The sequence below is a fragment of the Thermomonas sp. LB-4 genome (assembly GCF_036409385.1).
Classification (GTDB): domain Bacteria; phylum Pseudomonadota; class Gammaproteobacteria; order Xanthomonadales; family Xanthomonadaceae; genus Thermomonas.
This window is the reverse complement of the sequence record NZ_JAXOFT010000007.1, coordinates 1-26,831: the sequence shown is the minus strand read 5'-3', so window position 1 is coordinate 26,831 and position 26,831 is coordinate 1. Positions and strand designations below refer to the sequence as shown.

The following is a 26,831-nucleotide window of genomic DNA, read 5'->3' as shown; positions in this document are numbered from 1 at the left end:
GCTCAGGGACGCGACGGCGCGGGCTCGGCTTCCATCAGGTAGGCGGGCAGCGATTCGTTGCCTTCGTCGCGCTCGCTGCGATCGGCCTCCACCAGATAGCGGCGGCGCGCCAGCCAGGCATCGCGGGTCAGCACGTACTCATCCGGCGCGGCATCACGCAGTTCGTCCAGCGACAGCAGGGCGGAGCGCACGTCCACCAGCCACAGCGCCTCCAGCGACACCCGGGTGCGGTCGTGCTCGACATAGGTCATCGGCGCCATCGAGGTATCGCCGAACGCACCCACCGCATCGCGCAACGTGCGCGGGCCGAGGAAGGGCAGCTCCAGGTAGCGCGACTCGCGCCAGCCCCAGCGCGCCAGCGTGCGGCCGAAGTCGGCGCCGTGGCGGTGCATTTTCAGCGCCTTGGTGGCCGGGTCGAACAACCCGCCGAGGCCAGCGACGGTATTCACCAGGAACCGCCCCAGCGTTTCCACCGACTCGCGCGGGCGGCCCTGCAGCAGCAGGTTGCCGAATGCCAGCGGGGCACTGAGGTTGTCGAAGAAGTTGCTGACCCCGGTGCGCACCGGCGCAGGCACGACCCTCACGTAGCCGCGCGCCAGCGGGCGCATGAAGCCCTGGTCGATGGCGCTGTTGAACGCGTGCACGCGGCGGTTCATCGGTTCCCACGGGTCGAGTGCGGCGAACCGGTCGCCGCCCTCGGTGCCGGTGCTGGCGTCCTCGCCGTAGATCGCGGCGAAATCTTCGTCACTCGCGGTGGTCCCGCCGGTGTCGGTGGAGGCCGCAGCCGCATCGGTCGACGCCACTGGCGCGGCGGCGGCGTCGCTTGCTTCGGGCGCGGGTTCGGTGGTCGCGGGTTCGGTGGTCGCGGGTTCAGTCGCCGCCTGTGGCGGCGCGACCTCGCCAGCCGGCAGCGGCGCAACCTCTCCGCCGACGATGGCCTCCGCCGGCATGGCGTCGGCTGCGGGCGGGGAGTGGGTGGCGCAGCCGGCGGTGGCAAGCAGCAGGCCAACGGTGGCGCCGGCAAGCAGGGGTTTCATACGGTTCCTTCCGAGCGGATCAGCTCCGCGTTCATACGGTAGGCGGCGCACAGGCCGGCCAGCCCGGGCGGTTGGCCTTCGATGCGCCGCGTTTCGCGCGGCAGGCGGTCCACCAACTCCGCCAGCAGGGCCAGGCCGGCGCTGTCGAGCGCCTCGACCGCATGAAGGTCGAGGCCCTGCGCGCCATCGAGCATGCGCAGCGCCTGCGGCCACAGGCCGGCCACGCTGGCGCGGTCCAGCCGGCCGCGCAGGCGCAGCAACGGGCCCGCACGCTCCGCGGCGGGCTCAGCGGCTGCCATTGCCGCTGCTGGCCTTGAGGCTGCCGCTGCGCAGGTCGGCGGCGACCTGGGCGATGCCCTTCTGCCGCAGCGGGCTGTCGAACTGGCCGCGGAAGGTCTGCACGTAGGACACGCCCTCGATCATCACGTCGAAGATCTTCCAGCCGCCGTTGTTGCGGACCAGGTAGTCCACCGGCACCGGCGCGCCGTTGTCGCGCAGCAGCTCGGTGGAGACCTTCACGCCGCGCCCGCCCGGCAGCGCGGTCTCGCCCTTCAGGCGCAGCCGCGGCTTGCCTTCGAAGTCGAGCAGGGCGGTGCCGTAGCGCTGCATCAGGTTGTCCACCATGGCGTCGGCGAACAGCTTGATGTCGGCCTCGCTGGCGCCGCGGCCGTGCGCGCCCAGCACCAGCCGGGCGGCGTACAGGCTGTCGAAGCTGCCGCGCAGTTCGGCATCGATGAAGCTGCGCAGGGCGGCCGGGTTCTTGCGGAACTCGGCGCGGCGCTGCTGCAGGGTGGTGAGGATGCGGGCGCCGTTGGCGACCACCTGCTGGCCCGGGGTGGCGGCGGCCTGCTGCGCCTGGGCGGGCAGCGGCGCGGTGACCAGCAGCGGGGCGGCCAGGGCGATCGACAGGGACAGGATCAGGGACTTCATGGAGTGGCTTCCGTGGGGGACGGGGTGGTGGTGCTGTTGGCGTCGGCGGGCGCGGACGCGCTGCCGCCGCCGAACATGTACTTGCCGGCAAGCTGGATCAGATCCACCGCCGGCTGGGTGTAGGCGATTTCCTCGCCGGACTTGAGGTTCTCCGGGTCGCCGCCCGGCTGCAGGCCGACGTAGCTTTCGCCCAGCAGGCCGCTGGTGAAGATGCCGGCGGAGGTGTCGGCGGGCAGCTGGTAGCGGCGGTCGATGTCCAGCGTCACCACCGCGTCGAAACGCTTGGGGTCGAGGTCGATCTTCGCCACCCGCCCCACCGCCACGCCGCCGATCCGCACCGGCGCCTGCAGGCGCAGCTGGCCGAGGGTGGAGAAGCGCGCGGTCAGCGGGTAGGTGTCGCCACCGCCGCCGAACTGGCGGTTGGTCGAGGCGAAGGCCAGTACCAGCAGCGATGCCAGCGCCAGCAGCAGGAACGCACCGACCGCGAATTCGAGCCTGGGGCCACGGATTGCCATTGATCTACCTCTGTCCAAACGTGCGGGGCCTCGGCAGCGCCCCGGTGTTGCGTTGAACCCCGCGCGATGTGCGGGGGGCATGGGAATGGATTACTGGAACAGCAGCGCGGACATCACGAAATTCAGCATCAGCACCAGCAGCGAGGCGTTCACCACCGCGCGGGTGGTGGCCACCGAGGTGCCCTCGATGGTGGGTTCGGCGTGGAAGCCCGAGTGCGAGGCCACCAGCGCCGCGGTGCCGCCGAACACGGCCGATTTCAGCAGGGCCACGCCGAAGTCGTCCCACGCATCCACGCTGTTCTGCAGGGCCGACCAGAAGGTGCCGTTGTCCAGGCCGAGGATGCGCACCGCCTCGAACCAGCTGGCGGCGATCGCCAGCGAGCAGAAGAAGCCGGTCAGCAGCGGCACGCACAGCACCGCCGCCCAGAAGCGCGGCGCCACCGCCTTGGCCAGCGGATCGATCGCCATCAGCTCCAGCGCCTTGATCTGGTCGGTGGCGCGCATCAGCCCCAGCTCGGCCGAGATCGAACTGCCGGCGCGGCCGATGAACAGCAGCGCGGTCAGCACCGGGCCCAGCTCGCGGTACAGCGACAGCCCCAACAGGGTGGACAGCGCGTCCGAAGCGCCGAAGGTCTGCAGCGTGCGGTAGCCCTGCAGGGTCAGCACCAGGCCGACGAAGGCGCCGCCCACGGCGATGATCGGCAGCGAGCGCGCGCCGACCTTGTAGATCTCCTTGACCAGCTCGGCCAGGAAGTCGGCGCTGGGGCGCGAGGCGCGCAGCACCGACAGCGAGAACAGCCCGGCACGGCCGAGCGAACGCATCGAGGCGACCACGGGCATCAGGCAGCCTCCTGCCGCGGCGCGCTTTCGAACGCGATCGGGCCGTCGGGCGCGCCGTCCAGGAACTGCCGCAGCAGCGGATCTGTGCTGGCCTGCAGTGCATCCGGGGCGCCGTCGAACATGATGGTGCCGTTGGCGATGACCACCGCCTGGTCGCAGACCGGCAGGGTTTCGCGCACGTGGTGGCTGACCACGATGCAGGTCAGCCCCAAGGTCTGGTTGAGGCGCCGCAGCAGGCTCATGATCACGCCGCTGGCGATCGGGTCCAGCCCGGTCAGCGGCTCGTCGCAGAGCAGCAGCGGCGGGTCCAGCGCCAGCGCGCGCGCCAGCGCGGCGCGGCGGGCCATGCCGCCGGACAGCTCGCGCGGGAACAGATTGGCGGCGGCGCGCAGGCCCACCGCGTCCAGCTTCATCTCCACCAGCCGCTGCAACACCGGTTCCGGCAGGCGCGCATGCGCGCGCAGCGGCAGCGCCACGTTCTCGGCCACGCTCAAGTCGGTGAGCAGGCCATTGCCCTGCAGCAGCACGCCCAGGCCCTTGCGCATGTCCAGCAGCGCGCGCGGCGCGCGCGGCACCTCCGCGCCGAACACCTCCACGCGGCCGGCGGTGGGCACCAGTTCGCCGGTGATCGCCGCCAGCAGGGTGGACTTGCCGGTGCCGGACGGGCCCAGCACCGCGGTCATGCTGCCCTGCGGGATGGCCAAGTCCAGCCCGTGCAGGATGGTCCGCCCGCCGCGATCAAGGCGAACGGACGACAGGCGCACGGCGGTGGCGGACGGTTCGGTCATGGGGGAAACCGGATTCGGGGCGGACGGCAATGCGATCCGCGCAGGCGCGGGGCGGCACAGGTTGCGGGGCGCAGGCTGAACGGGGAGCGAAGCGATTGAACCCGCGGGTACAGGAATTATCGCCGATCCGGCGCCGCGCGTGCAGGCGGCCGCGCAGATCGGCGAGGCCGGCGGCTGGGCGGTGGAGCTGGTTCCGCTGCCGTTCTTCCTCACGCCGGGGTCGGGCGAAGGGGCGTTCACACGATCCTGAACCGGCCCCCGCGATGCTGTGCGCCGCATTCGTGCATAGCGAATCGAGCCAATGCCGCGACGCTGGAGCCGCAAGTCCATGATCTGGGCCGTCATCACCACCGTGCTGCTGACCGTGCTGGCGATCGTGCTGGCCGCCAACTTCAAGACCCCTGAGAAGGCGTTGGAGCGCAAGCTGGAGCACCGCTATGCGGTGGCCGACCCGCAGTTCCGCCGCGAGATGGGGGTGATGCTGGGGCCGGGCATCGTGCCGGGCAACCACATCGACGACCTGCAGAACGGCGACGAGATCTTCCCCGCGATGCTGGCCGCCATCCGCGCGGCGCAGCGCACCATCACCCTGGAAACCTACATCTACTGGTCGGGCGAGGTTGGCCGCCAGTTCGCCGAGGCGCTGTCGGAGCGCGCCCGCAGCGGGGTGGCGGTGAAGGTGATGGTGGACTGGGCCGGCAGCATCAAGATGGAGGATGCGCTGATCCAGCGGATGCGCGATGCCGGCGTGGAGCTGCACCAGTACCGGCCGCTGCACTGGTACAACATCACCCGCCTCAACAACCGCACCCACCGCAAGCTGCTGGTGGTGGACGGCAAGATCGGGTTTACCGGCGGCGTGGGCATCGCCGACCTGTGGTCCGGCCACGCGCAGGACCCGAAGCACTGGCGCGACCTGCACTTCCGCATCGAAGGCCCGGTGGTGGCGCAGATGCAGGCGGCGTTCAACGACAACTGGATCAAGACCACCGGGGTGGTGCTGAACGGCGAGGGCTACTTCCCGCCGCAGCAGCGGGTGGGCGACACCGATGCGCACGTGTTCGTGGCCTCGCCCGCCGGCGGCAGCGAATCCATGCACCTGATGTACCTGATGGCGATTGCCGCGTCGGAGCGCAGCATCGACCTGCAGGCCGCCTACTTCGTGCCCGACCCGCTGATCATGAAGGCGCTGCTGGCGGCGCGGCAGCGCGGCGTGCGCGTGCGGGTGGTGGTGCCAGGCAAGTTCATCGATTCCGACACCGTGCGGCTGGCGTCACGCGCGCAATGGGGCGACTTGCTGCTGGCGGGCGTGGAGATCCACGAGTACCAGCCGACGATGATGCACAACAAGCTGCTGATCGTGGACGGGCTGATGGTGTCGGTGGGTTCCACCAACTTCGACGTGCGCAGCTTCCGTCTCAACGACGAAGCCAGCCTCAACGTCTACGACGCCGGTTTCGCCGCGCGCATGACGAAAGTGTTCGAGGACGACCTGAAGCACACCGTGCTCTACACCCACGAGATGTGGGAGCGCCGGCCGCTGAAGGAAAAGCTGGTGGAGAAGTTCATCCGGCCGCTGCGCTCGCAGCTCTGATCGGCGCGAGCGGCGCCCGGCGCTACCAGACCAGGTCGTCGGGCACCTGGAACTGCGCGTAGTAGGCGTCGTCCTCGGAACTGGCGGTGGCGGGTTCGGCGTCCGCGGACAGGCCGTGGTCCAGCACGATCATGCCGGCGTCGCGTTCGCGCACCTTGTCGGCGGCGGCGCGCGGCAGCAGGGCGAAACCCTCGCCCACTCGGACGATGACCAGCGCCCCGGCCGCCAGTTTTTTGCGCTGGTCGTCGTTGACCAGCACGGTGCGGATGGCGGCATCGACGGTGAAGCGGTATTCGATCTCGCCGGCCGCGGCCAGCTTGCGGTCGTGGATGATCTGTCGCGCCTGCGCGCGCAGCTCCGCCGCCTGCGCCTGCGTCTTGCGCTCGCGCTCCAGCGCGCGGTCGCGCTCCGCCTTTTCGGCACGCGCGCGTTCGGCTTCCAGCGTGGCTGCGCTGGGCGCGGCCTGCGCCTTGGCGTGCCGGGCCACGTGCTGCTCGCGCGCCACCGCGGCCACCTTCGACTTCTTCACCAGTCCTGCCTTGAGCAGCTGTTCCTGCAGGGGATTCGCCTTGGCCATCGCGCATGTCTTGTCCGGGGGTTGCCCGTCCATGATACGGCGCCCGCCAACCACCATTCCGTGCGGAGGCTGCAGCGCCCTACCCACAGGGCACGGATCTAGCCCGTGTCGATTCGCCGCGCCGTCATCCGTCGCAGGTAGGATCGCCACACCACGGGAGCCCCCTATGCAGCCGACGCCGACGCCCGACAGCCTCGCCGCCGCCCCGCCCGAATCGCTGTGGGCCGGCCTGCGCGATGCCATCCGCGGCACCAGCGCCGACTACACGCGCATCCCGCTGCGGCGTGCGGTGTTCCTGCTGGCGGTGCCGATGGTGCTGGAGCTGGTGCTGGAGTCCACCTTCGCGGTGGTGGACATCTTCTTCGTGGCCAAGCTGGGGCCTTCGGCGGTGGCCACGGTAGGGCTGACCGAGAGCTACCTGTTCCTGCTCTATTCCATCGCGATGGGCCTGGCGATGGGCATCACCGCGCTGGTGGCGCGGCGGGTGGGCGAAGGCGCGTCGGAGGAGGCCTCGGTCACCGCGGCCCAGGCGCTGTGGATCGCGGTACTGGCTTCGGTGCCCTTCGCCATCGCCGGCGTCGTGTGGGCGCGGGAGCTGCTGGCGCTGATGGGCGCGGACGCGTGGACGCTGCAGCACGGCGTTGGCTACATGCAGTGGATGCTGGGCGGCAACGTGGTGATCCTGCTGCTGTTCGTGATCAACGCGATCTTCCGCGGCGCCGGCGACGCCGCCATCGCCATGCGCGTGCTGTGGGTGGCCAACGGGTTGAACATCCTGCTGGACCCGCTGCTGATCTTCGGCTGGGGCCCGGTGCCTGCGTTCGGCGTGGAGGGCGCGGCCATCGCCACCACCATCGGACGCGGCACGGGCGTGCTGCTGCAGCTGTGGATCCTGTTCCACGGCGGCAAGCACATCCGCCTGCAGGCGGCGCAGCTGGCCTGGCGCGCCGGCGTGGTCTGGCAGATCGTGCGCACCTCGCTGGGCGGCGTGGGCCAGATGCTCGTGTCGATGACCTCGTGGATCTTCCTGATGCGCATCCTCGCGAGCATCGGCAGCGAGGCGGTGGCCGGCGCCACGATTGCCATCCGGGTGATGATGTTCACCATGATGCCGGCCTGGGGCATGTCCAACGCCGCCGCCACGCTGGTGGGGCAGAACCTGGGCGCCACCCGGCCGGAGCGCGCCGAAGCCGCGGTGTGGCAGATCGGCCGCTACAACATGGGCTACCTGCTGTGCATCGCGCTGCTGTTCTTCCTGCTGCCGCGCGAGCTGGTCGGCTTCTTCAGCGGCGATGCGCAGGTGGTGGCGATCGGCGGCGAGTGGCTGCGCATCCTGTCGTATTCGCTGTTCGTGTACGGCTGGTGGATGGTCAGCGTGCAGGCCTTCAACGGCGCCGGCGACACCGCCACGCCCACCTGGATCAACGTGGTGTTCTTCTGGCTGGTCCAGATCCCGCTGGCCTGGCTGCTGGCGCTGCACCTGCAGCACGGCTCCACCGGCGTGTTCTGGGCGGTGTTCGTGTCCGAGACCTCGGTGGGCCTGTTCACCCTGTGGCTGTTCAGCCGCGGGCGCTGGAAGACGGTGCAGGTGTAGCGCGCTGACGCCCCGGTCGCCTTCGCATTGCCGCAATGGCGGGGCGCCGGCATGGCATTGTCTGGCCGGCGGCGTCCGGCGATGCGATGGTGACATCGCATCGCCGGACGCCTGCTTGACTGGCCGGTTTTTGCAGCCGGACCCACCGATGGAACGCTCCTGCGACGCCGGTGGATATGGCCATCGCCGGCGTTTGCGCCGATGATGGCGATGGCGGGCATGACCCCGTCGTTCCGGAGGACGCATGACCGAACGCTTGCTGTCCGGTGCGCCACCGCGGCGTCTGTTGCTGGCAACGGATCTCAGCAGTCGCGGCGACCGCGCGCTGGATCGCGCCGCGCAGCTGGCGCGCACGTGGGACGCAGAACTGCATCTGGTGCACGCGGTGGAGACCCCGCCGCCGGTGGTGCCGGCAGGTGTCGACGAGCGGCGCTACCTCAGCCAGTACCCCGATCTCGAGGCGACTGCGGCGCGGCGATTGCGCGCGCTTGCGGAACATATCGACCTGCCTGCCCGGGCCCACGTCGAGGCAGGTACCGCGGCGGCCGCGATCCTGGCGGTGGCGGAGCGCGAGGACTGCGACCTGGTGGTCCTGGGCGAGGGCCGCAGCGCATTCAGCCTGGTGGAGAGCACGCTGGAGCGCGTGGTGCGCAAATCGCCGGCCTCGGTGCTGGTGGTGCGCGAGCGCCCGCTTGGTCCCTACTGCTCGCTGCTGGTTGGCACCGATTTCACCGAGGAGGCGCGGCAGGCGCTGGTGGTGGGCGCCCACCTGTTCCCGCAGGCGACGATCGCACTGATGCATGCGTGGGTGATGCCGTATGCCGGCCTGCTGGAGGACTCCGGCGCGAGCGAGGCCTGGGCCGCGGAGCACATGGCGCGGCTGCGCGCGGAACTGGACGCGGCCGACCTGCCGGAGCCGCGCCGGCAGGCGGTCCGGTTGCTGGTGGCATCCGGGGTGGCGGCGGTGGCGATGCGCCGCCACGTCGAGGAACACGACATCGACCTGACCGTGATCGGCGCGCATCCGCGCGGGCTGCTGTTCGATGCGGTGGTCGGCGTCTCCCGGCCGATCCTGGGTGGGATCCCGGGCGACATCCTGGTCGTGCGCGGCGTGCGCCGCAGCGCAGGCTGATGGCGGCGGCGGTCCGAAAGCAGCGAGGCGTGCGTGGGCTGCCGCGCGCGACGGCGGGAAGGCCGACGCCGTGTCGTTGAGCCTGCTGCTGTGCCTGCCCTTCCTCGGCAGCCTGCTGACCCTGCTGCTGCCGACCGGTGCGCGCAACGCGCAGGCGGGCGTGGCCGGGGCGGTGTCGACCATCGCCGCGGTCTGGCTGCTGGGCCTGTTCCCGGAGATCCGCGACGGCGGCGTGATCCGCGAAACCATCCCGTGGGTGCCGTCGCTCGGGCTGGACCTCGCGATCCGCATCGACGGCTTCGCGTGGATGTTCGCGGTCACCGTCACCGTGATCGGCGCGCTGGTCTCGCTGTACGCGCGCTACTACATGTCGCCGGACGATCCCGCGGCGCGCTTCTACGGCCTGTTCCTGGCGTTCATGGGCGCGATGCTCGGGGTGGTGGTGTCCGGCAACCTGCTGCAGCTGGTGGTGTTCTGGGAGCTGACCAGCCTGGTCTCGTTCCTGCTCATCGGCTACTGGCACCACCGCACCGACGCCCAGCGCGGCGCGCGCATGGCGCTGGTGGTGACCGGCGCCGGCGGGCTGGGCCTGTTCGTCGGCGCGCTGCTGCTGGGACAGATCGTCGGCAGCCACGACATCGACGCGGTGCTCGCCGCCGGCGACCGCATCCGCGCCCATCCCTGGTATCCGGCGATGCTGTGCCTGGTGCTGGTCGGCGCGCTGACCAAGAGCGCGCAGTTCCCGTTCCACTTCTGGCTGCCGCGGGCGATGGTGGCGCCGACGCCGGTGTCCGCCTACCTGCATTCGGCGACGATGGTGAAGGCCGGCGTGTTCCTGCTGGCGCGCTTCTGGCCGGTGCTGTCGGGCACCGAATGGTGGTTCTGGCTGGTCGGCGGCGCCGGCGCCATCACCCTGCTGCTGGGCGCCTACGTGGCGATGTTCCAGCACGACCTCAAGCGGGTGCTGGCCTATTCGACCATCAGCCACCTCGGCCTGATCACCCTGCTGCTGGGCCTGAACAGCCCGCTGGCGGCGGTGGCGGGCGTGTTCCACATCATGAACCACGCGACCTTCAAGGCCTCGCTGTTCATGGCCGCCGGCATCGTCGACCACGAAACCGGGACCCGCGACACCCGCCGCCTCAGCGGGTTGATCCACCGCATGCCGCGCACCGGGATCCTGGCGCTGGTGGCGAGCGCGGCGATGGCCGGTGTGCCGCTGCTGAACGGCTTCCTGTCGAAGGAGATGTTCTTCGCCGAAACCGTGTTCCTGTCCGCGCATCCGCTGGTGGAATGGGGATTGCCGGTGCTGGCGATGGTGGCCTCGGCGTTCGCGGTGGTGTACTCGCTGCGCTTCGGCTACGGCATCTTCTTCGGCCCGGTGGCGACCGGACTGCCGCGGGTGCCGGAGGAAGCGCCACGCTGGATGCGCACGCCGATCCTGTTCCTGGTGCTGGTCTGCCTGGCGGTCGGCATCGCGCCGGCGCTGGTGGTGGGACCGGTGCTGGCGGCGGCGGCGCGGCCGGTGGTGGGCGGGGTGCTGCCGGACTACAGCCTGGCGGTCTGGCACGGGTTCAACCAGCCGCTGCTGATGAGTGTCGTGGCGGTCGGCGGCGGCATCGCGCTGTACCGCTGGCTGCGGACGCGGCGGGCAGCGGGGGGATTGCAGAACCCGCCGCTGCTGGCGCGCTGGAGCGGCCGCCAGGTGTTCGAATCGGTGCTGCTGGGCGTCACCCGCGGCGCGCGGCGGGTGCTGGCGCTGGCGGGCACGCGTCGGCTGCAGCCGCAGCTGTTCATGGTGATCGCGATCGCCATCGTGCTGGCGTCGCTGGGCGCGCGCGGCTTCCCGCTGGCCTGGGGCGATCGCCCGCGGCTGCCGGCGACCCAGGTGTTCGTGCTGCTGTGGGCGGTCGGCATCGTCTGCGCGCTGGGCGCGGCCGCGCTGGCGAAGTACCACCGGCTGGTCGCGGTCAGCCTGATGGGCGGCGCCGGGCTGGTGACCTGCCTGACCTTCGCCTGGTTCTCGGCGCCGGACCTGGCGCTGACCCAGATGGTGGTGGAGGTGGTGACCACCACCCTGTTCCTGCTCGGCCTGCGCTGGCTGCCGATGCGGCGCGAGGACCTGGCCGAGCGGCAGGACTGGCGCGACCGCGCGCGGCGCGGGCGCGACCTGCTGCTGGCGGTGGCCGCGGGCGGCGGCCTGGCGGTGCTGTCGTTCGCCTTCCTCACCCGGCCGGCGCCCAACAGCATCTCGCCGTTCTTCCTGCAGAACGCGCTGCCCGGCGGCGGTGGCGCCAACGTGGTGAACGTGATGCTGGTGGATTTCCGCGCCTTCGACACCCTCGGCGAAATCACCGTGCTCGCGGCGGTCGCGCTGTGCGTGTTCGCGCTGCTGCGCCGCTTCCGCCCGCCGGCCGAGAGCGTGGCCGAGCCGCGCCAGCAGCGGGCAACCTCGATCGAGCACGGCACCGACCTGGTGAAGACCGGGCGCGCGGACCCGGTCGCGCGCGGCTACCTGCTGGTGCCCGCCGTCATCGCCCGGCTGCTGCTGCCGGTGGCGCTGGTGGTGGCCATGCATTTCTTCCTGCGCGGGCACAACGAACCGGGCGGCGGCTTCGTCGCCGGCCTGGTGGTGGCGATCGCACTGCTGATGCAATACCTGGCCTCCGGCACGCGCTGGGTCGAAGCGCATGCCAGCGTGCGGCCGGCGCGCTGGATCGCGCTCGGCCTGCTGCTGGCCGCGACCACCGGGCTCGGCGCGCTGGTGTTCGGTTATCCGTTCCTGACCAGCCATACCGCACACGTCAGCGTGCCGCTGCTGGGCGAACTGCACCTGCCCAGCGCGACCTTCTTCGACCTCGCGGTGGCGGCGGTGGTGCTGGGCGCGACGTTGCTGATCCTGACCGCGCTGGCGCACCAGTCGATACGCGCACACCGGCCTTCGACGCCGCCGGCGGCGCCTACCCGGGAGAACAGCTGATGGAAGTGGTGCTGGCGCTGGTGATCGGCGTGCTCGGCGGGGCCGGGGTGTGGCTGCTGCTGCGCCCGCGCACTTTCCAGGTGGTGATGGGCCTGACCCTGCTGTCGTATGCGGTCAACCTGTTCATCTTCAGCATGGGCAGCCTGACGGTGGACCAGCCGCCGATCGTCGCCGCCGGGCGCGAGGCCACGCTGGCCCATTACAGCGACCCGATGCCGCAGGCGCTGGTGCTGACCGCCATCGTGATCGGCTTCGCCACCACCGCGCTGTTCCTGGTGGTGCTGCTGGCCTCACGCGGCTTCAGCGGCACCGACCATGTCGACGGGGAGCGTGGCGACCCGTGAGCGCAGTCCTGCCCCTCGCCGTGGTGCCGGTGGTGCTGCCGCTGCTGTCGGCGGCCGCGCTGCTGCTGGCCACCGACGCGCAGCGGCGGCTCGGCTCGCTGCTGAACATCCTGGCGACGCTGGCCGGGCTGCTGGTGGCGGTTGCACTGCTGCTGCGGGTGGACGATGGCGGGTCGGGGACCATCGCGGTCCATCTCACTTCCAACTGGGCCGCGCCCTACGGCATCCCCCTGGTCGCCGACCGCCTGTCCGCGCTGATGCTCGTGGTGGTGGGCGTGGTCGCGCTGGGTGCGGCGCTGTATGCCTCGGCCGGCTGGTACCGGGTGGGGACGTATTTCTACCCGCTGTTCCAGATCCTGCTGATGGGCGTCAACGGCGCCTTCCTCACCGGCGACCTGTTCAATCTGTTCGTGTTCTTCGAGGTGATGCTGGCCGCCTCCTACGGCCTGCAGCTGCATGGCTCCGGCCGGGTGCGGGTGCGCGCGGGGATGCACTACATCGCGGTCAACCTGCTGGCCTCGTCGTTGTTCCTGATCGGACTGGCGGCGCTGTACGGCGTGCTCGGCAGCCTGTCGATGGCGGACGTCGCCGCCAAGGCGCCGCTGGTGGCGGACGCCGACCGCGGCCTGCTGCACGTGGGCGTGGTGATGCTGGCGATGGCGTTCCTGGTCAAGGCCGCGGTATGGCCGCTCAACGCCTGGCTGGTGCCTGCCTATACCGCGACCAGCATCCCGGTGGCGGCGCTGTTCGTGGTGATGACCAAGGTCGGGCTGTACGCGATCCTGCGCCTGTGGACCCTGCTGTTCCCGGCCGACGCCGCGGCCAGCGCGCAGTTCGGCGGCGGCGCGTTGCTGGTTGGCGGCTTCGCCACCATTGCCTTCGGCACCATGGGCGTGCTGGCATCGATCCGGCTCGACCGCGTCGCCGCGTTCTCGGTCATCGTCTCCTCCGGCACCCTGCTGGCGGCGTTCGCCACCGGATCGCCCGGCGTTGCCGCGGCCGCGCTGTACTACCTGGTGGGCGCCACCCTGGCGGCCAGCGCGCTGTTCATGCTGGGCGAGCTGGCCAAGCGCACCAGCGCGCAGGGCCAGGCCCCCGAGATCGAGGACATTCCCGACGAGGACGACAACCTCGACGACGATGCGCTGCCGCTGGTCGGCCGCGCCTACCCGGTGTCGGTCGCGGCGCTGGCGTTCGCCTACTTCGCCTGTGCACTGGTGGTGGCGGGCCTCCCGCCGCTGGCGGGGTTCGTGGCGAAGGCGGCGCTGCTGGTCGCGCTGCTGCACGACATGGCGGCGCCGGGTGCAAGCGGTTTCGCGTGGTCGGCCGGGCTGGTCGGCCTGATCGTGGTCTCCGGCCTGTTCGCCACGGTGTCGCTGGCGCGCGCCGGCATCCGCCATTTCTGGTCGAAGGGCGGACGCCTGCCGCTGCGGCTGAAGCCGGGCGAAGGCGGTGCGCTGCTGGTGCTGCTGCTGGCCTGCGTGTGGCTGACGGTGTCCGCCGAGCCGGCACTGCGCTATGCGCGGGCGACCGCCCGCGACCTGCATGCGCCGCGCGCCTACATCGAGGCGGTGCTCGGCGCCCGCCCGCGCCCGGGCCCGGCAACGCCTGCAGCCGGCGGGGACGCGCCATGAGGGCGCTGCGCGCGCTGTTGCCCGCGCCCGGCCTGTCGGCGCTGGTGCTGGCCTTGTGGCTGCTGCTGGCGCGTCCGCCCAGCGCGGCGCAGCTGCTGCTCGGGCTGGCGCTGGCACTGGTGGTGCCGAGGCTGTTGCCGCTGCTGCGCATGCCGCCGGTGCGGCTGCGCAACCCGCGTCGCGTGCTGGGCTACATGCGGGTGGTGGCCGGCGACGTGGTGGCCTCCAACATCAAGGTCGGCATCGGCCTGTTCCGCGGCGGGGCGCGCGCGCCGAAGCCGTCGTTCGTGGTGATCCCGCTGGACCTGCGCGACCCGGTCGGGCTGGCGGTGTTGGCTATGGTCACCACCATCGTGCCCGGCACGGTGTGGTCGGAACTCGCGCTGGACCGTAGCACGCTGCTGTTGCATGTCTGGGACGTGCCCGACGAAACCGCGTTCGTGGCGCGCTACAAGGCCCGCTACGAACAGCCCCTGTGCGAGATCTTCGAATGAGCCCACTGCTGCAGCACGCGATCGCGTTCACCCTCGGCTGCTACGCGGTGGCCTCGCTGATGGTGCTGGTGCGGCTGGTGCGCGGCCCGCGCGCGCAGGACCGCGTGTTCGCGCTCGACCTGCTGTACCTGCACGCAATGCTGGTGGTGCTGGTCACTGGCATCCTGCACGGCAGCGACCGCTACTTCGAAATCGCGTTGCTGATCGCGCTGTTCGGCTTCGTCAGCTCGGCGGCGATGGCGAAGTTCATCCTGCGCGGCGAGGTGATCGAATGACCATGACGTCCTGGCCCGAGGCCGTGGTGGCCGCGTTGCTGGCGCTCAGCGGCCTGTTCGTGCTGCTGTCGGCGTTCGGCTTCCTGCGGCTGCGCAGCTTCTTCCTGCGCATGCATCCACCGGCGTTGGCCTACACCCTGGGCAGCTGGTGCGTGGCACTGGCCGGGGTGCTGTATTTCTCGCAGCTGCAGGGCAGGCTGGTGCTGCATCCGCTGCTGATCCCGGCGGTGCTGGCGGTCACGGTACCCGTCACCACCGTCCTGCTGGCGCGGGTGTCGCTGTTCCGCGATCGCCTCGGCGGGGCCGCGGGCACGCCGCCGTCGCTGACCACCTGCGCCGATCCGCCCGAAGGCGCGCCGCCTTCGGCGTGAAGCCATCACCAGCGGCAATTGCTCCGCGATGCCGCGTTGACATCGCCCCGTCCACACTGCGGTCATCCACGCCAAGGAACTGCCCATGGACACCACCGAATCCTGCATGACCAACCTGTTCCTGCAGCTGGGGCTGCCGGCGGGCAAGGACGACATCGCCCGTTTCATCCGCGAACACCAGCTGCCGGAAGACCTGCTGATCTCCGAGGCACCGTTCTGGAACGACGGCCAGCGCCAGTTCATCCGCGAGGAATGGCGGGAGGACGCCGACTGGGCGATCGTGGTGGATGAGTTGAACGAGGCCCTGCACGCCGACGCGGTGGCCGCGCGCACGGCGGCAGACTGAGGTGATGGCTGCGCCCGGCTTCGCCATCCGCTGCAAGGCCACGCTGCTGCGCCCGGCCAGCCCGAAGAATGCGAGCTGGCGGTTCCTGCGGTTGCCCCCGGCGGCCAGCGCGAAGTTGCCGTCACGCGGGATGGTGGCGGTGGACAGCACCCTGGCCGGCCACGCCTTCACCGCGACCCTGCAACCGGATGGCGAAGGCGGGCACTGGCTGAAGCTGCCGCGCGCGCTGCATGAAGCGGCCGGCGTGGCGGACGGTGCCGAAGTGCAGCTGACGCTGGCACCGGCGAAAAAAGAACCCGAGCCGCGGCTGCCGCCCGACCTGCGCAAGGCATTGGCCGGCGCACCGGAAGCGCTGGCGCAGTGGAAAAGCATCACCCCGGCGGCGCGCCGCGATTTCATCCGGTGGCTGGGCACCGCCAAGCAGGCCGAGACGCGCGAGCGACGGATCCGCAATGCCTGCGACATGCTGGCCGCGGGCAAGCGGCGGATCTGCTGCTTCGACCGCTCCGGGATCTATGGCAAGGGCATGGCCGCGCCCGAGCCCGCGGCGAAGGCGTAGCCTCGGCCGGACACATGCCTTGGAGCTGCCGCATGCAGACCATGCTTGCCACCCCGGACCCGCTCAACCAGCCGCCCCCGCCCGGGCCGTTCGACCTGTGGGCCGACGATCCCGGCCTGCGCGAAGCGGTGCTGCGCGAGAGCGGCGCCAGTTTCGTGGCCCGCCTTGCCGACTACGGTGCATTGGCCGGCGACACCCTGCTGCGGCTGGCCGACGAGGCCCACCGCGACCGGCCGCGCCTGCAGACCTTCGACGCCCATGGCCGCCGCATCGACCGCGTGGCCTTCAATGCCGCGTACCACGAGGTCATGGGCACCGCGATCGCGCATGGCGTGGCCGGGCTGTCGTGGGCGCAGCCGCAGCCCGGCGCGCACGTCGCGCGCGCGGCGCTGAGTTACCTGCACTACCAGGCCGAGCCCGGCAGCAGTTGCCCGCTGACCATGACCCACGCGGCGATTCCGGTGCTGCGGCAGGCGCCGGCCCTGCGCGAATGGGCCGACAAGGCCTGCGCGTTCGAGTACGACGGCCGCGATGTGCCGATGGTGCGCAAGCGCGGCGTCACCCTCGGCATGGGCATGACCGAGAAGCAGGGTAAGGGTGTCATGAAAGCTATGGACGCACATATATGACATAGAAGACCATGGACATCATGAGTGATTGTCGATACCCTTCCCTGCATCGAATGACGGCGTCCGAGGAAGGGGATGGCGCGCCTAGACAGGATTTGTTTCACGCCTCACGAGTTTCTTCTGGCGGAAGGAGCCGGGATTCGGTGGGTGGCGAAGGCTCACGATGTGGATGGCCGATCCGAATTGCAGGCAGTCAATGGAGTGCCTGTTCTCTACTGGGGGTCAGGGGAGCCGTGGACAGAAGCGAACCTGTATTTCGCCGCACGCGCGGACTTGGTGCTCAGTGAGCAGTTGTCTGTCGCGACGCTGGAGGCGACGGGGCAAGCGCTCTTGGCTTACATGAAGTTTCTTGAGTCCCAGCCGGAGCTACATTGGAGCCAGTTCCCCAAAAAGAAAGCAGATCGGCCGACGACCCGTTTCCGCGGCCACCTCGTCATGTTGCGAAAGAAGGATCGTATCGCTGCCTCGGTCGCAACAGCGCACATGGCGGGAGTGATCAAGTGGTATCGGTGGGTTAGGAGTGAGAGGTTGATTTCGGCAGACTGGCCGCTCTGGAAGGATCGGATTGTTCCGATCACGGTTAGCGACGAACACGGATTCAATCGGACAATCGCAGTTGCGAGTTCTGAACTCAGCATTCCGAACAAGAATCGCAATGCTGTCAAACTCGAGGATGGGCTGCTTCCCGTTAGCCTGGAAGAGCGCGACAGCATCCTCGAGTTGTCGGCCAGGCATAGCAGCTTGGAATTCAACTTGATGCTGCGTCTCGGATTCCTCACAGGAATGCGATTGGGATCGATATGCGATCTCAAGCTGGCTACGTTGACGAATGCGGTGCGTCTCGCGGAAACTCCATTGCTTCACTACCTGAACATCGGGCCAAGTGTGCGCGGCGCGCCAGTCAGGACAAAGTTCGGTGTGACCGGGCGGGTGATCATTCCAACGGAACTCCTATTGGAAATGCGTGCATACGTAAATTCCGAACGGCGACTTCGGCGGGAGGCGCTGGCAGCGCCGGAGCACAAGAATCTGGTCTTCCTTAATCGGTATGGCAAGCCGTACGCGACACGGGATAATGGCAAGAGCCCCTCGGTGAATGTCGATATGTTGCGCCTGCGCAAGGCGGCAGCCATCGAAGGTCTCAATCTCAAGGGGTTCAAGTTCCACCGATCGCGCGCAACGTTTGCCACTTCTCTGGCGGAAGCGGCTACTCGGATGCCTGGTGCATCCGTTGGGTGGGGCGACATCATTTCCTTGATTCGTGATCTGCTTCTGCATAAGGACGAAGCAACGGCGGCGCGTTACATCACCTTCGTCAAGCAACAAAAGGTCAAGGCGTACTGGGCCAATGAGTTCACGAAGTTCCTTTTCGGAAGCAGGCTTGCTGGGCAGGAAGAGCCGGTCGATGCGTGAGTTCGCGCCGCCAAGGATGTTGCTGCCCGTGAGTTATACCGAGCGCCAAGTGCGATTGTATGTAGATACGCTGTTGTGGCGTGGCGCTGGCGGAGCCAATGCATCAAATGTTGTCGAGAGGATTGCCTGTGGTGAGTTCGGGCGTCCAATTGAGAAGCGCCTAGACACAATCGAGCTTGTCTTCGAATTCCTGGAAGCTGAGGCCGCGCAGGGTGACAGGGATCAAACCGTCCGAAATTTCTACAGCCATCTCCGTTCCTTCTACGCGTTCGTGGATAAGCAGTCCGGTGACGTCAATCTGTCGAACGTCAGGGAGTGGTTCAAAGCGTGGGTGGAGTATCTGTACCAACGCGTTCGCTTGCGTGAACTGAAAGAGAGAGTGGTGTATCACCAGGGGAAAACGGTTGCTAGATTGTTCTCGCGAGCCATGGATGTTCCTTACGTATCGATGTCGAAAGGAACGAGGCTCAAGAAGCCTCGCAAGTCGAATCAGGCTCTCGGTACTGAGGCGGACAAGCAAAACCTCGCCGGAACGCAGTCCTTCGGCATCGACTTGCTGGACATCGTCGAGAGCTTGAGTTTCGACGATTGTCTGGGGCCGTTGCCCGTGCATGTCAAGTTGCGATCCACCGGGAAATCCCATGAATTGTGGTGCGGTCTGCAGCCCACAAGCCGGGTTCTGGCAGAGACTGACGCCGAGAACCGACCGTTTGGTTCGCCAAAGGTCATACGTGCCCGTCGCAACAGGCGATCGACCGAGCCAAAGCTGGAGGAGCGGCTCATGGTCATCAACCTGCGGATCTGCGCCGAGTTCTTGATCTTCGTGGCGCAGACGGGCATGAACAAAGCGCAGGCAATGGCACTGACGCTGGGCGATTATCGGTATGAGAGCTTCATGGACGGATATGCAGTGCGCAAGTACAAGGGCCGGAAGAAGGGAGATGTAGAGTTCGAGATCTACAGCGAGTATCGCCCTTACTTCGAACGGTATCTCGATTTCCGCCTCCGGGCGATTCCCGGGGGATACTCGGAACTCTTGTTTCCGGTTTTTTCGCGGAAGGGTGCGCCTCCTGGGGCCGTCTTCAATATCGAGAACGTACGGCGATTTCTGGCGAAGCTGGGCAGGCCGTTCATCGCGCCGCAGATGCTGCGCGGTACGCGGATCAACTGGCTCGCCCGGGCCGCGGGTGACAACGCCGTGGTGGCAGAGATGGCGCAGCACGACGTGGCGACCCTCGAGCGGATCTACCTCAAACCAAATCATCAGGTGGCCGCGATCGAGTGGACCAAGTACTTCCAAGGGGTCGAAGATTCGCTGCAAGCAGCACCTGCTCCAGGCGGATGCGCATCGCAGACGCCCGCGCGGGCGGCGGGCGTGAGCGAACGTGCACCAGAGCCTGATTGTCGGAACCCTGCCGGTTGCTTCTTCTGTGACCTGTACCGCGGGATCGAAAGTCTTGATTACGCGTGGTCGATGGCCAGTTTCAGGATGCTAAAGCGGCTGGAACTGGCCAAATACAAGCGCGTCGACGCCGACCTGAAAACGAATGCGCCGCTGATGGTGGTCGAGAGGATCAACGACATCCTGACTGACTTCGGATCGCGTAGCGGCGTGCATGCTGATTGGGTCCGGGAAGCGGAAACACGTTGCCTGGAAGAAGATTATCACCCGCGGTGGGCGGGTTTCATTCTGCTGTCGGAGGTCATGGCGTGAATGAATTCGTGTTAAAGCTGGACAGTCCCTATGCTGTCCCTGGCATCGCCAACTACCTGTTGCCTTCGTTTCCGCCCCCGCCGGATTTTCCGATAGCGGTGGATATGGCGGGAGCAGTGGTCTGCCGTTACGCCGACCCTAGTTGGAATCTGTCTTGGCTAGCTGGCAAGCCCGTGCGACTGGATTTTGGCGTGGCTCCCAGGCGCCGCGATAGTTTGCGCCTGAGTTCAGGAAACAGCGAGTTGTTGAAGCAGGTGATGATCTACTACATGTACGGCGAACGGAACCTGGTCACGGCTGACACGCTGAGCTTCTATATCGCCTCGTTGCGCCCCTTGTTCAAGCTCTGTAACGACAACGGTATCCTCGTGTCCGATCTGGCTCGATACCCAAAGGTGGTTGCGAAGGTCAGTGGCGTTGTGCACAAGTCCAAGCTGGGCGTCGTGATGTCTATGCTGTTTGAGTTGTACAACGCGCGGGAGTTCCTGCAGTTCGAGATTTTGCCGCCGGAACGTCTCCAGATGATCATCAAGTCTGCACCGGAGACCACCAAGCGGCAGCATCCCTACATTCCGCCGCGGCTGTGGCTGTACCAGATGAAGAGGTGCCGTGAGATGCTGGAGGAGTTCAATCGACGGTGTGACGATTTCGAGGCGATCTACCATCACTGCCTCGATGTGTATCAACGGAAACACGGGTCGCTCGCGGCGTTCTACGAGTTGCCGCCTGGACCGCGCATGAGTGCGTTCCAAACCAACGCCGCCGCTGGGCTCGGCTCTTTTGCCGACACCGCGAGGGCATTCGGTGTGGCGGAGGTTATCGAGAAGTGGGTCGTTGATGTAGGGTCGACTCTCGATGAAGGATCGGGAGTCAGGTTGCTGTCGAAGTACTTCGGTGCAGTGCAGTTCGTGGGTAGCGTTTACCTAGCCAGTTTCAGTGGCATGCGTGCGTCTGAGGTTGCACGTCTCCGATCGGACTGTCTGGTCGTCGACCACGATGAGCGGGTGGGCGATGTCTATCTACTGCAGGGCGATACACGCAAGACAGTCGACGACGACAATGCGATCTGGATCACGAGCCCTACCGCGAAAATTGCGGTGGAGGCGATGTCGTCGGTTGCCAGGATGCGGATGACCACTGCCCTCGAAGATCCTCGCTTCGAGGTGGCTCAGGCGTTGGTCGAGAACCCGTACCTTATCACCCGTACGTACGAGCCGTGGGGCGTCTTGAGGGTAAACGATATCGGGTTGGGCGAGGAGGTGCGAAAGGCGTTGTCGTTCCGTGAATGGCGTATGCGTTGTCCCCGCTTGTTCGACCCAAAGGAAATTCTGATCACGGAAGAGGATCTACAGGCGGCGAGGCTGGTTACGCCTTCGCTGGATATGGATCGGTACGCGGTCGGGAAGCCGTGGAATTTCACATTCCACCAGTTGCGGCGTACCTTGAACGTGAACGCCACGCATAGCGGGATTGTGTCGCTGCCGAGCCTGCAGTATGAGATGAAGCACCAGACCCCGACGATGTCCTTGTACTACGGACAGGGGTTCTCGCGGCTCCGGCTGAACCGGGCCATGACCACCGAGTTCATCGAGACGATGTTTCAGGCATTGGCGACACGGGCCTCGTCGTTGCTCGGGGATGAGTTCGCCTCGCCTCTCGGCGAGAAGCACAAATCCCGTATGGTTGAGTTCATCAGCCAGCGCACCGCGAATCAGCTCTTGTCCATGGCCAAGAAAGGACAAATTTCTATTCGTGAAACCGTATTGGGCGTCTGCTTGAACCGGGACTATTGCCCCTATGGCGGCATCGATCATCTTTCGGAGTGCACGCGTTGCGACAAGGCTCTGATCAGCAAGGCCAAGCGAGGCCAGATCGAGAGAGTAGGTCGATTGATTGCCCAAGCCATCGTCGACGTGGATAGCGTAGATTCGTTGTTGCGTGAGTGCTTCGATGCGCAGGAAGTGGCGGTGAAGGAGGCATTGAATGTTATCGATGCGGATTGATCCCCCTGTTATGGGTAAGGCCGAGGCAGCCTTTCGTGCTGCGTTTCTCCGGCTCAAGCTGGGCAAACCGGAAACTCTGCCTAAGGGGACGCCGGTCACGCAGAATAATGTCGCTCGCGAAGCCGGTAAGGATCCAAGTGCATTGAAGAAGGAACGGTTCCCTGCGTTGGTCAGGGAAATTCAGGGATGGATCGCGACGAGTGGGGCGCCACTGAAGAGCTCACGAACTCCGCGTGAGGAGCTAAGGGCTGCCCGTCGTAGAAATCAGAGCATGAGGGATCGGATAGAGGAGCTCAAGCGCGATAGGGATCTTGCCCAAAGCAAACTGATGTCAGCCGAAAGGGAGCTGCTTGAACTCTGGAGGGAGGTCGTTTCGTTGCGCCAGATGGTCAATCAGAATGTCGTCAGTCTTGGGTCCCGTCTGGTCGAACAGTAGTAGAGCGAAGGGAGGGAAATTGTCATGCGGCGTTGGCTACGAACTTGTTCGGAAGGTGGGCCGCAATTGGAGAGTGGATTGTCCGCGGAGTTGGGTGCATGGACAGAAGGGGTTCACCCCGTTCTGACGCTCACTCCCGCGGCGTGGGCGGCTTCCTCGACCCGCAGGCCGTGGTCGATCACCCGTTCAACAAGAAGGGCTCAACCGCGAGGCGTAAGACGGGCATGTTTATGCAGGTTCATCCGGGGCTCCTGGGGTGCTTGATGGGTCGCACCTCCAGTGTTCCGGGATCACCCCGGATGAACAACCTACTGAGAGATCACAGCTAGGGACCATTATCGAGGGTAGGGGGCGATCCAGAACGGTCTTGGCAAGACGATCACTCACCTCCAGAAGCGGCTGGCCAGCCTAGTCGCGTGTCATTGGTGAGCGGCCCGTGCTCGCATTCTCGGGCCCATTCGGGGGTGGTTCTAGGATCTTCGAGATCAAGCCCGAACGGCGAATGGGATGACGCCACGGTCGCGGCCAAGTGGCCGACTTGTTCGATCGTTGGAAAGTGACGAGCAGTCCTGACTGCCTTCCGCCGAACGTCCACCGGCAGACGCTCATCCCGAGCCAGCTCAATTAGGAATCCGCCTGCCCAAACCAATGCGCGACTGCGCTCGTGTGGCGTTGTCATGGTGCCGCTCCTGAGGTCGTCATAACTAGTATCCAGTCAGGCTCTCTCACTCATTGAGATCGAAAGTGGAAGGGTTCAGCGGCTACTGCCTGATAGGCGAACCGCTGCCTCACGACCTCTGGTCGCTCGCATCCTTCCGAAGCTTATCTGCGACCAACTGCTCCGCAGCTTGCGCTGATGACGGGGCCGGCGGTTCGCGGGCATCTTCGAATTCCTTCCGGAGCTGGGGCGCGTACGTCTCCAGGAACATCGCCGTGTGGAAGCGAAACTTTCGTGCCTCGCTCGGCAGGGAAATTCCGAGTTGCTTGGCCACCAGGGTGGCGTAGTTGAGCTGGGCTTCGGTCGGCTCCTTCAAGTCCCAATCGAGACTGTCTTTCAGGAGGGTCTCGACCTGCTTTTCCAAGCGCCTCACGAAAGTGTCCCGCACCTTTCGATCTTTGATGCGCTCGTACTGGATGGTCAGGGATTCCTCCAGGTTCTGAGAGACATACAGCTCGAGCGTCATCTCAACAGCGGTATTCACCAGATACAGGGTCATGTCGCATCGCTGGCGGCGGAGGTGTAAAGGGGCTGGCAGATGGGCCGATCTTACATGAATTTCATGTAATCGGTACCTGTGCCATAGCTTCTCCAGTCGCCCTTTTTTGGCGCGGCAATGGCTACCAAGACGATCTATTCAGCCAAATACAGACGGCTGGTTCAGCAGCTCCGAGCTCGACGGGAGGAGCTTGGGCTCACTCAAACTGCGCTGTCTCTGGAGCTCGGGTGGCCCCAACAGCGTTTGTCAGCCATCGAAGCGGGGGCGCGCCGGCTCGACGTCATGGAATTCCTTCACCTTACAGCGCGCTTGGGCCTAACCCCGGCAGAGGCGATCGGAATGGCGGTCAACGCGAGCGCGCCCTCGAACACCAGCGACTCGGTAGGGCGATAGTCTCCAATGCTGGCGCTGGGTGGACGCGCCTGCTGGATCGATACGGCCCCGCTGTTGGCCGCTGCTGCGAACTGATCGACGGCTGCAGACATGGACAGGTGCCGAGGGGCTACCCGGGTAGGACAGGATCGAGCGCCTCCTGTTCCAACCGGTACGGGTGATCTTTAGGGTCCGCTGCGATCGCATTCCAGCCCGCCATGCCGGCCCAATACGACATCCGCGCGAGTGCGGCGGTTGGCGCCGCCGTCTTTTGCGCCTGCTTCGGAACACTTGAGGGCGACATCTGCCAAGGTTGCAGACTCCGCCCTTGCTCGAGCACGTCCGCCGCCAACGTGGCGGCAATGCGAAAGCCGCCTTCGTCGATATCTCCCCAGTGGTAAATCCTGGTCGCGGCGGGCAGCCCAGCAATGATCCGTCGATATTGCTCCCAAACGGGAAGTTGTCGAGTAGCGTGCAGCGATTAGGGCGCGTTATCGCGGGTAGGGCACCGGAAGCATCATTCGATGCCAAGCTCCCGCCGCAGGCCGGAAACATGAGCGCGGCCCACCGGCAGTTCCTTCCCATTCGCCATGACCAGCCAGTAGCGGCTGCCTGAGCCGGCATGCAGCGAGCGGACATGGCGCAGATTGACCAGGCAGGAGCGGTGGCAGCGCACGAAATCAGGCGGTAGCACGGCAGTCAGCGCGGCCAAGGACTTGTCATGCAGTTCGCTACGGCCATCAATCAGACGCACCTCGCTGTAGTCGCCGTCTGCACGGATCCAGAGCACGTCGGCCAGCTCGATCAGAGCCGTGCCATTTGCCCGCCAGATCCCAAGGTATCGCGAGAGCCCCGGGCGATAGCGGGCGGCGTCGAGCAGGCGATCGAGAGCCAGGCCGAGGCGCTCACGCGTGAACGGCTTGGGGACGAAATCCAGCACCCCGTACTCGAATGCCTGCAAGGCGCGCTCGCGATGGGCCGATACCACCACGCACTGGTAGCGTCCGGCCACCGCCTGTCGCAGCAGTTCGAAGCCGTCCTCGCCGCCGAGGTTCAGGTCAAGCAGCAGGCCGTCGTACAGGGTGCGCTGCAGCCGGTCGCCGGCCAGGTCCAGGTCTGCGACGGCATCGAAACGCGCCCGTCCGCCCGCCAGTTCACCGCACATGCGCAGCAGGCGCTCACGGATGAGCGGTTCGTCCTCGACGATCAGGATGTGCATGCCAACTCGATCCGACCGCACCAGTCCGCGCCGTCGGGGCCTTGGGCGAAGCGCCACCCGCCGGGGAAGGCGGCGTCCAGGCTGGCCTCGATGTAGCGCGTGCCGGTGCCTTGTCCGCGATGCGCCGCGGACCCAAGGGGGCTGCGCAGTTCAAGCACCTCGCGCCCGCTTTCGCGTTGCACGCGCAGCCGGAAGCGCTGCTGCGTGCAGGCGCGGGCGCCGGCGTGGGTGAGTGCGTTCTCGACCTGGGCTTGGAGCACCCCGGGCGGCAGCAGGAGATCGATGTCGTCGGCGTCGACCTCGAAGGCGATCGGCTGGCCCAGTGCCAGGCTGACGATGTCCAGATGATTGCGGCACAGCGCCAGCTCGTCCTCCAGCGGAACCAGCGCGTGGCGACTGCTCTCGCGCAGGCAGTCGAACTGTTCTGCCAGCGACTCGACGAGACGGCTGGCACGCGGAGGTGCCTGCTCGATCAGTTCCTGCAGGCAGGTCAGCGTATTCATGAGCCAGTGCGGCTGGATGCCACGCTGCAACAGCTGCAGCGAGAGCCGGGCACGCTCCTCGCGCAGGCGCGCGTTGTGCCGGTCCAGCGTGCGCAGTCGCTCCGCGTGGCGCAACAGCAGGAACCCCATCAGGACCGCCAGGAGCAGGAAGTACGGCCCGTCGAGGAATGCGCCCCCGGCGATCGGCATCGTCAGCGCTCCGAACACCATCAGGACCAGGATCGGCCGGCGTTCCTCGTGTTCGCCTTGTGCACGCAGCAGCAACCATCCGGAGGCCAGCAGGCTCAGCAGCAGGACAGTCGCTCCGCGGCCATCGAAGCTGGGCAGGAAGGCCACGACCCCCGCCAGCGTCGCCAGATAGGCAATGCGTGCAGCCACCGGCACGCCTACATCGAAGCGCCGCGCAAGATAGGCCGGCAACAGCACGGCCGCCGCTGCATGCAGCGCCAGCAGCGCGAACATGCGCAGGCCGTGCCACGGATAGGGATATCCAAACAGCGGCCGCCAGGCTTCCAGCACCGGAAGTGCCAAGCCGACGGCGCCCAGTGCGAGCAGTAACGGAGCGCCGTGCGCACGTGGCTGCCCGCGTTGAACCGCGAGCAAGTACAGGCATGCGGCTCCGAGCGCACCTGCAGCAAAGGCCACGATCAGCCATGGCCCTGCACGTTGGAGAGGAGCCTCCCCGACCGGCACGATCCGGAGCCCAGCATCGGTCGTGTCCATGCGCAGCCACTGATGGTGGCTCGACGCGAGAACGATCAGCTCATCGGCTCCGGGGTGCCCGGATGGGGGCAGCACGCGGACGATATCGATCAGTCCCGCTTGTTCCTCGTCCTTGCTGCGCCCGACAATGCCGTTGGGGGCCAGCGGTTGCCCGTTCCAATAGGGTTGACTGGCGGCACGCAGTGAGAGGTGCAGCAGGCGGCCTGCATCGTCCGCCGGGGCGGCCAAGCGCCAGCGCAGCCAATGGGGATCCTGCCACCCGGCCAGCACGCCGGGATCTAGCGGCTGCCAGTCCAGATCGTCCGGCGGGCGTTCCGGCATGGGACCCGACATCGGTACCGGGGCGGGCGCCATCTCGGCGGACAGCACCTGCACGGCCACTGGAACGGGCGACGCCGCCAGCAGCCAGGCGGCGACCGCCAGTGCTAGCACGGCAGGGGCGGCCAGGACTCTTGTGATCGTCATGGGCCATATCGTACTGGCCGCATGGAGACATTCGTCCCCCGCCTGGAGCCGTTCGGCGGACGGGGACGCCCTCGACGTCCCCCCACCTTTGAGTAGCACCGCGATCTGGAGTCCAATCCCCATCCGA

27 protein-coding genes and 2 pseudogenes are annotated in these 26,831 nt (G+C 67.1%); 17 read left to right on the top strand and 12 right to left on the bottom strand.

Features of this window, described 5'->3' with window-relative positions; all coding sequences use genetic code 11:
- Positions 1–2: 2 nt before the first annotated feature.
- The 6 genes from SPK54_RS07045 to SPK54_RS07020 form a co-directional block, all read right to left on the bottom strand.
- Positions 3–1,037, bottom strand: a complete 1,035-nt coding sequence (locus SPK54_RS07045) for an MlaA family lipoprotein (protein ID WP_330947213.1) — start codon at positions 1,035–1,037, stop codon at positions 3–5.
- A complete protein-coding gene (locus tag SPK54_RS07040) occupies positions 1,034–1,336 on the bottom strand; it encodes an STAS domain-containing protein (protein WP_330947212.1) in 303 nt (100 codons plus the stop codon). Before SPK54_RS07040 ends, SPK54_RS07045 begins: the two co-directional genes overlap by 4 nt.
- A complete protein-coding gene (locus SPK54_RS07035) occupies positions 1,323–1,967 on the bottom strand; it encodes an ABC transporter substrate-binding protein (protein ID WP_330947211.1) in 645 nt (214 codons plus the stop codon). The genes SPK54_RS07040 and SPK54_RS07035 overlap by 14 nt, the downstream gene beginning before the upstream one ends.
- Positions 1,964–2,482, bottom strand: coding sequence for an outer membrane lipid asymmetry maintenance protein MlaD (gene mlaD, locus SPK54_RS07030; protein ID WP_330947210.1), 519 nt, complete (start codon positions 2,480–2,482; stop codon positions 1,964–1,966). Before mlaD ends, SPK54_RS07035 begins: the two co-directional genes overlap by 4 nt.
- A gap of 90 nt (positions 2,483–2,572) precedes the next feature.
- Positions 2,573–3,322 carry an MlaE family lipid ABC transporter permease subunit gene (locus SPK54_RS07025; RefSeq protein ID WP_028838603.1) on the bottom strand — a complete coding sequence of 250 codons (750 nt, stop codon included), beginning with the start codon at positions 3,320–3,322 and terminating at the stop codon, positions 2,573–2,575.
- Complete coding sequence (locus SPK54_RS07020) at positions 3,322–4,110, bottom strand: ATP-binding cassette domain-containing protein (RefSeq protein ID WP_330947209.1); 789 nt, start codon at positions 4,108–4,110, stop codon at positions 3,322–3,324. The genes SPK54_RS07025 and SPK54_RS07020 overlap by 1 nt, the downstream gene beginning before the upstream one ends.
- A gap of 328 nt (positions 4,111–4,438) precedes the next feature.
- Here SPK54_RS07020 and SPK54_RS07015 point away from each other — a divergent pair, with 328 nt between their 5' ends.
- Entirely contained in the window at positions 4,439–5,704 is a 1,266-nt protein-coding gene (locus tag SPK54_RS07015) for a phospholipase D-like domain-containing protein (protein ID WP_330947208.1), read from the top strand.
- 22 nt (positions 5,705–5,726) lie between these two features.
- Here the strand turns inward: SPK54_RS07015 and SPK54_RS07010 are convergent, their stop codons facing one another.
- Positions 5,727–6,281, bottom strand: a complete 555-nt coding sequence (locus SPK54_RS07010; RefSeq protein WP_330947288.1) for a DUF2058 domain-containing protein — start codon at positions 6,279–6,281, stop codon at positions 5,727–5,729.
- Positions 6,282–6,447: 166 nt separating this feature from the next.
- On the opposite strand from SPK54_RS07010, the gene SPK54_RS07005 reads away from it, so the two are divergent.
- The 15 genes and pseudogenes from SPK54_RS07005 to SPK54_RS06935 all read left to right on the top strand — a co-directional run bounded on the left by SPK54_RS07005 (position 6,448) and on the right by SPK54_RS06935 (position 22,205).
- Entirely contained in the window at positions 6,448–7,875 is a 1,428-nt protein-coding gene (locus SPK54_RS07005) for an MATE family efflux transporter (protein WP_330947207.1), read from the top strand.
- Between the two features lie 244 nt (positions 7,876–8,119).
- Positions 8,120–9,007 (top strand): universal stress protein, encoded by an 888-nt coding sequence (locus SPK54_RS07000; RefSeq protein ID WP_330947206.1) that lies wholly within the window; start codon positions 8,120–8,122, stop codon positions 9,005–9,007.
- Positions 9,008–9,077: 70 nt separating this feature from the next.
- Positions 9,078–11,987 (top strand): monovalent cation/H+ antiporter subunit A, encoded by a 2,910-nt coding sequence (locus tag SPK54_RS06995; protein ID WP_330947205.1) that lies wholly within the window; start codon positions 9,078–9,080, stop codon positions 11,985–11,987.
- The gene (locus SPK54_RS06990; protein ID WP_330947204.1) at positions 11,987–12,331 is read left to right on the top strand and encodes a Na+/H+ antiporter subunit C; all 345 of its coding nucleotides are present in this window, start codon (positions 11,987–11,989) and stop codon (positions 12,329–12,331) included. Before SPK54_RS06995 ends, SPK54_RS06990 begins: the two co-directional genes overlap by 1 nt.
- Positions 12,328–13,965 (top strand): monovalent cation/H+ antiporter subunit D, encoded by a 1,638-nt coding sequence (locus tag SPK54_RS06985; RefSeq protein WP_330947203.1) that lies wholly within the window; start codon positions 12,328–12,330, stop codon positions 13,963–13,965. Before SPK54_RS06990 ends, SPK54_RS06985 begins: the two co-directional genes overlap by 4 nt.
- Entirely contained in the window at positions 13,962–14,459 is a 498-nt protein-coding gene (locus SPK54_RS06980; RefSeq protein WP_330947202.1) for a Na+/H+ antiporter subunit E, read from the top strand. The genes SPK54_RS06985 and SPK54_RS06980 overlap by 4 nt, the downstream gene beginning before the upstream one ends.
- Complete coding sequence (locus SPK54_RS06975) at positions 14,456–14,734, top strand: K+/H+ antiporter subunit F (RefSeq protein ID WP_330947201.1); 279 nt, start codon at positions 14,456–14,458, stop codon at positions 14,732–14,734. The genes SPK54_RS06980 and SPK54_RS06975 overlap by 4 nt, the downstream gene beginning before the upstream one ends.
- On the top strand, positions 14,731–15,105 hold the full coding sequence (locus SPK54_RS06970; RefSeq protein ID WP_330947200.1) for a Na+/H+ antiporter subunit G: 375 nt from the start codon (positions 14,731–14,733) through the stop codon (positions 15,103–15,105). Before SPK54_RS06975 ends, SPK54_RS06970 begins: the two co-directional genes overlap by 4 nt.
- An 85-nt stretch (positions 15,106–15,190) precedes the next feature.
- Complete coding sequence (locus tag SPK54_RS06965) at positions 15,191–15,451, top strand: DUF2789 domain-containing protein (RefSeq protein WP_330947199.1); 261 nt, start codon at positions 15,191–15,193, stop codon at positions 15,449–15,451.
- Between the two features lie 4 nt (positions 15,452–15,455).
- Positions 15,456–16,010: a YdeI/OmpD-associated family protein gene (locus SPK54_RS06960; protein WP_330947198.1), complete on the top strand. Its 555-nt coding sequence runs from the start codon at positions 15,456–15,458 to the stop codon at positions 16,008–16,010.
- 32 nt (positions 16,011–16,042) lie between these two features.
- Positions 16,043–16,621 (top strand): annotated as a pseudogene (locus SPK54_RS06955) (DNA alkylation response protein); the annotation flags it as partial.
- A gap of 165 nt (positions 16,622–16,786) precedes the next feature.
- Positions 16,787–18,052 carry a site-specific integrase gene (locus SPK54_RS06950; RefSeq protein WP_330947197.1) on the top strand — a complete coding sequence of 422 codons (1,266 nt, stop codon included), beginning with the start codon at positions 16,787–16,789 and terminating at the stop codon, positions 18,050–18,052.
- The gene (locus tag SPK54_RS06945) at positions 18,045–19,766 is read left to right on the top strand and encodes a hypothetical protein (protein WP_330947196.1); all 1,722 of its coding nucleotides are present in this window, start codon (positions 18,045–18,047) and stop codon (positions 19,764–19,766) included. Before SPK54_RS06950 ends, SPK54_RS06945 begins: the two co-directional genes overlap by 8 nt.
- On the top strand, positions 19,763–21,769 hold the full coding sequence (locus SPK54_RS06940) for a hypothetical protein (protein WP_330947195.1): 2,007 nt from the start codon (positions 19,763–19,765) through the stop codon (positions 21,767–21,769). The genes SPK54_RS06945 and SPK54_RS06940 overlap by 4 nt, the downstream gene beginning before the upstream one ends.
- On the top strand, positions 21,750–22,205 hold the full coding sequence (locus SPK54_RS06935) for a hypothetical protein (RefSeq protein WP_330947194.1): 456 nt from the start codon (positions 21,750–21,752) through the stop codon (positions 22,203–22,205). Before SPK54_RS06940 ends, SPK54_RS06935 begins: the two co-directional genes overlap by 20 nt.
- 119 nt (positions 22,206–22,324) lie before the next feature.
- On the opposite strand, the pseudogene SPK54_RS06930 reads toward SPK54_RS06935, so the two are convergent.
- From SPK54_RS06930 to SPK54_RS06920, 3 genes and pseudogenes are all read right to left on the bottom strand, one after another.
- Positions 22,325–22,447 (bottom strand): annotated as a pseudogene (locus tag SPK54_RS06930) (leucine zipper domain-containing protein); the annotation flags it as partial.
- Positions 22,448–22,584: 137 nt separating this feature from the next.
- Complete coding sequence (locus tag SPK54_RS06925; protein WP_330947193.1) at positions 22,585–22,884, bottom strand: BPSL0761 family protein; 300 nt, start codon at positions 22,882–22,884, stop codon at positions 22,585–22,587.
- 109 nt (positions 22,885–22,993) lie between these two features.
- The gene (locus SPK54_RS06920; protein ID WP_330947192.1) at positions 22,994–23,422 is read right to left on the bottom strand and encodes a hypothetical protein; all 429 of its coding nucleotides are present in this window, start codon (positions 23,420–23,422) and stop codon (positions 22,994–22,996) included.
- 117 nt (positions 23,423–23,539) lie between these two features.
- Between SPK54_RS06920 and SPK54_RS06915 the strand changes: the two genes are divergently transcribed.
- Entirely contained in the window at positions 23,540–23,815 is a 276-nt protein-coding gene (locus tag SPK54_RS06915) for a helix-turn-helix transcriptional regulator (protein ID WP_330947191.1), read from the top strand.
- Between the two features lie 496 nt (positions 23,816–24,311).
- Here SPK54_RS06915 and SPK54_RS06910 read toward each other — a convergent pair whose 3' ends face one another.
- Positions 24,312–25,013: a LytTR family DNA-binding domain-containing protein gene (locus SPK54_RS06910; RefSeq protein ID WP_330947190.1), complete on the bottom strand. Its 702-nt coding sequence runs from the start codon at positions 25,011–25,013 to the stop codon at positions 24,312–24,314.
- Positions 25,001–26,704 (bottom strand): histidine kinase, encoded by a 1,704-nt coding sequence (locus SPK54_RS06905; RefSeq protein WP_330947189.1) that lies wholly within the window; start codon positions 26,702–26,704, stop codon positions 25,001–25,003. The genes SPK54_RS06910 and SPK54_RS06905 overlap by 13 nt, the downstream gene beginning before the upstream one ends.
- Between the last annotated feature and the right edge of the window lie 127 nt (positions 26,705–26,831).

Excerpts from the sequence above, each read along its gene's own strand:
- SPK54_RS06965 (WP_330947199.1), top strand. The coding sequence starts at position 15,191 with ATGGACACCACCGAATCCTGCATGACCAACCTGTTCCTGCAGCTGGGG.
- SPK54_RS07025 (WP_028838603.1), bottom strand. The coding sequence starts at position 3,322 with ATGCCCGTGGTCGCCTCGATGCGTTCGCTCGGCCGTGCCGGGCTGTTC.
- SPK54_RS07015 (WP_330947208.1), top strand. The coding sequence starts at position 4,439 with ATGATCTGGGCCGTCATCACCACCGTGCTGCTGACCGTGCTGGCGATC.
- SPK54_RS07000 (WP_330947206.1), top strand. The coding sequence starts at position 8,120 with ATGACCGAACGCTTGCTGTCCGGTGCGCCACCGCGGCGTCTGTTGCTG.
- SPK54_RS06945 (WP_330947196.1), top strand. The coding sequence starts at position 18,045 with ATGCGTGAGTTCGCGCCGCCAAGGATGTTGCTGCCCGTGAGTTATACC.
- SPK54_RS07020 (WP_330947209.1), bottom strand. The coding sequence starts at position 4,110 with ATGACCGAACCGTCCGCCACCGCCGTGCGCCTGTCGTCCGTTCGCCTT.
- SPK54_RS06935 (WP_330947194.1), top strand. The coding sequence starts at position 21,750 with ATGTTATCGATGCGGATTGATCCCCCTGTTATGGGTAAGGCCGAGGCA.
- SPK54_RS07010 (WP_330947288.1), bottom strand. The coding sequence starts at position 6,281 with ATGGCCAAGGCGAATCCCCTGCAGGAACAGCTGCTCAAGGCAGGACTG.
- SPK54_RS06970 (WP_330947200.1), top strand. The coding sequence starts at position 14,731 with ATGACCATGACGTCCTGGCCCGAGGCCGTGGTGGCCGCGTTGCTGGCG.
- mlaD (WP_330947210.1), bottom strand. The coding sequence starts at position 2,482 with ATGGCAATCCGTGGCCCCAGGCTCGAATTCGCGGTCGGTGCGTTCCTG.
- SPK54_RS06915 (WP_330947191.1), top strand. The coding sequence starts at position 23,540 with ATGGCTACCAAGACGATCTATTCAGCCAAATACAGACGGCTGGTTCAG.
- SPK54_RS06920 (WP_330947192.1), bottom strand. The coding sequence starts at position 23,422 with ATGACCCTGTATCTGGTGAATACCGCTGTTGAGATGACGCTCGAGCTG.
- SPK54_RS06975 (WP_330947201.1), top strand. The coding sequence starts at position 14,456 with ATGAGCCCACTGCTGCAGCACGCGATCGCGTTCACCCTCGGCTGCTAC.
- SPK54_RS06990 (WP_330947204.1), top strand. The coding sequence starts at position 11,987 with ATGGAAGTGGTGCTGGCGCTGGTGATCGGCGTGCTCGGCGGGGCCGGG.
- SPK54_RS06980 (WP_330947202.1), top strand. The coding sequence starts at position 13,962 with ATGAGGGCGCTGCGCGCGCTGTTGCCCGCGCCCGGCCTGTCGGCGCTG.
- SPK54_RS06925 (WP_330947193.1), bottom strand. The coding sequence starts at position 22,884 with ATGACAACGCCACACGAGCGCAGTCGCGCATTGGTTTGGGCAGGCGGA.
- SPK54_RS07045 (WP_330947213.1), bottom strand. The coding sequence starts at position 1,037 with ATGAAACCCCTGCTTGCCGGCGCCACCGTTGGCCTGCTGCTTGCCACC.
- SPK54_RS06910 (WP_330947190.1), bottom strand. The coding sequence starts at position 25,013 with ATGCACATCCTGATCGTCGAGGACGAACCGCTCATCCGTGAGCGCCTG.
- SPK54_RS06960 (WP_330947198.1), top strand. The coding sequence starts at position 15,456 with ATGGCTGCGCCCGGCTTCGCCATCCGCTGCAAGGCCACGCTGCTGCGC.
- SPK54_RS07040 (WP_330947212.1), bottom strand. The coding sequence starts at position 1,336 with ATGGCAGCCGCTGAGCCCGCCGCGGAGCGTGCGGGCCCGTTGCTGCGC.
- SPK54_RS06905 (WP_330947189.1), bottom strand. The coding sequence starts at position 26,704 with ATGACGATCACAAGAGTCCTGGCCGCCCCTGCCGTGCTAGCACTGGCG.
- SPK54_RS07005 (WP_330947207.1), top strand. The coding sequence starts at position 6,448 with ATGCAGCCGACGCCGACGCCCGACAGCCTCGCCGCCGCCCCGCCCGAA.
- SPK54_RS07035 (WP_330947211.1), bottom strand. The coding sequence starts at position 1,967 with ATGAAGTCCCTGATCCTGTCCCTGTCGATCGCCCTGGCCGCCCCGCTG.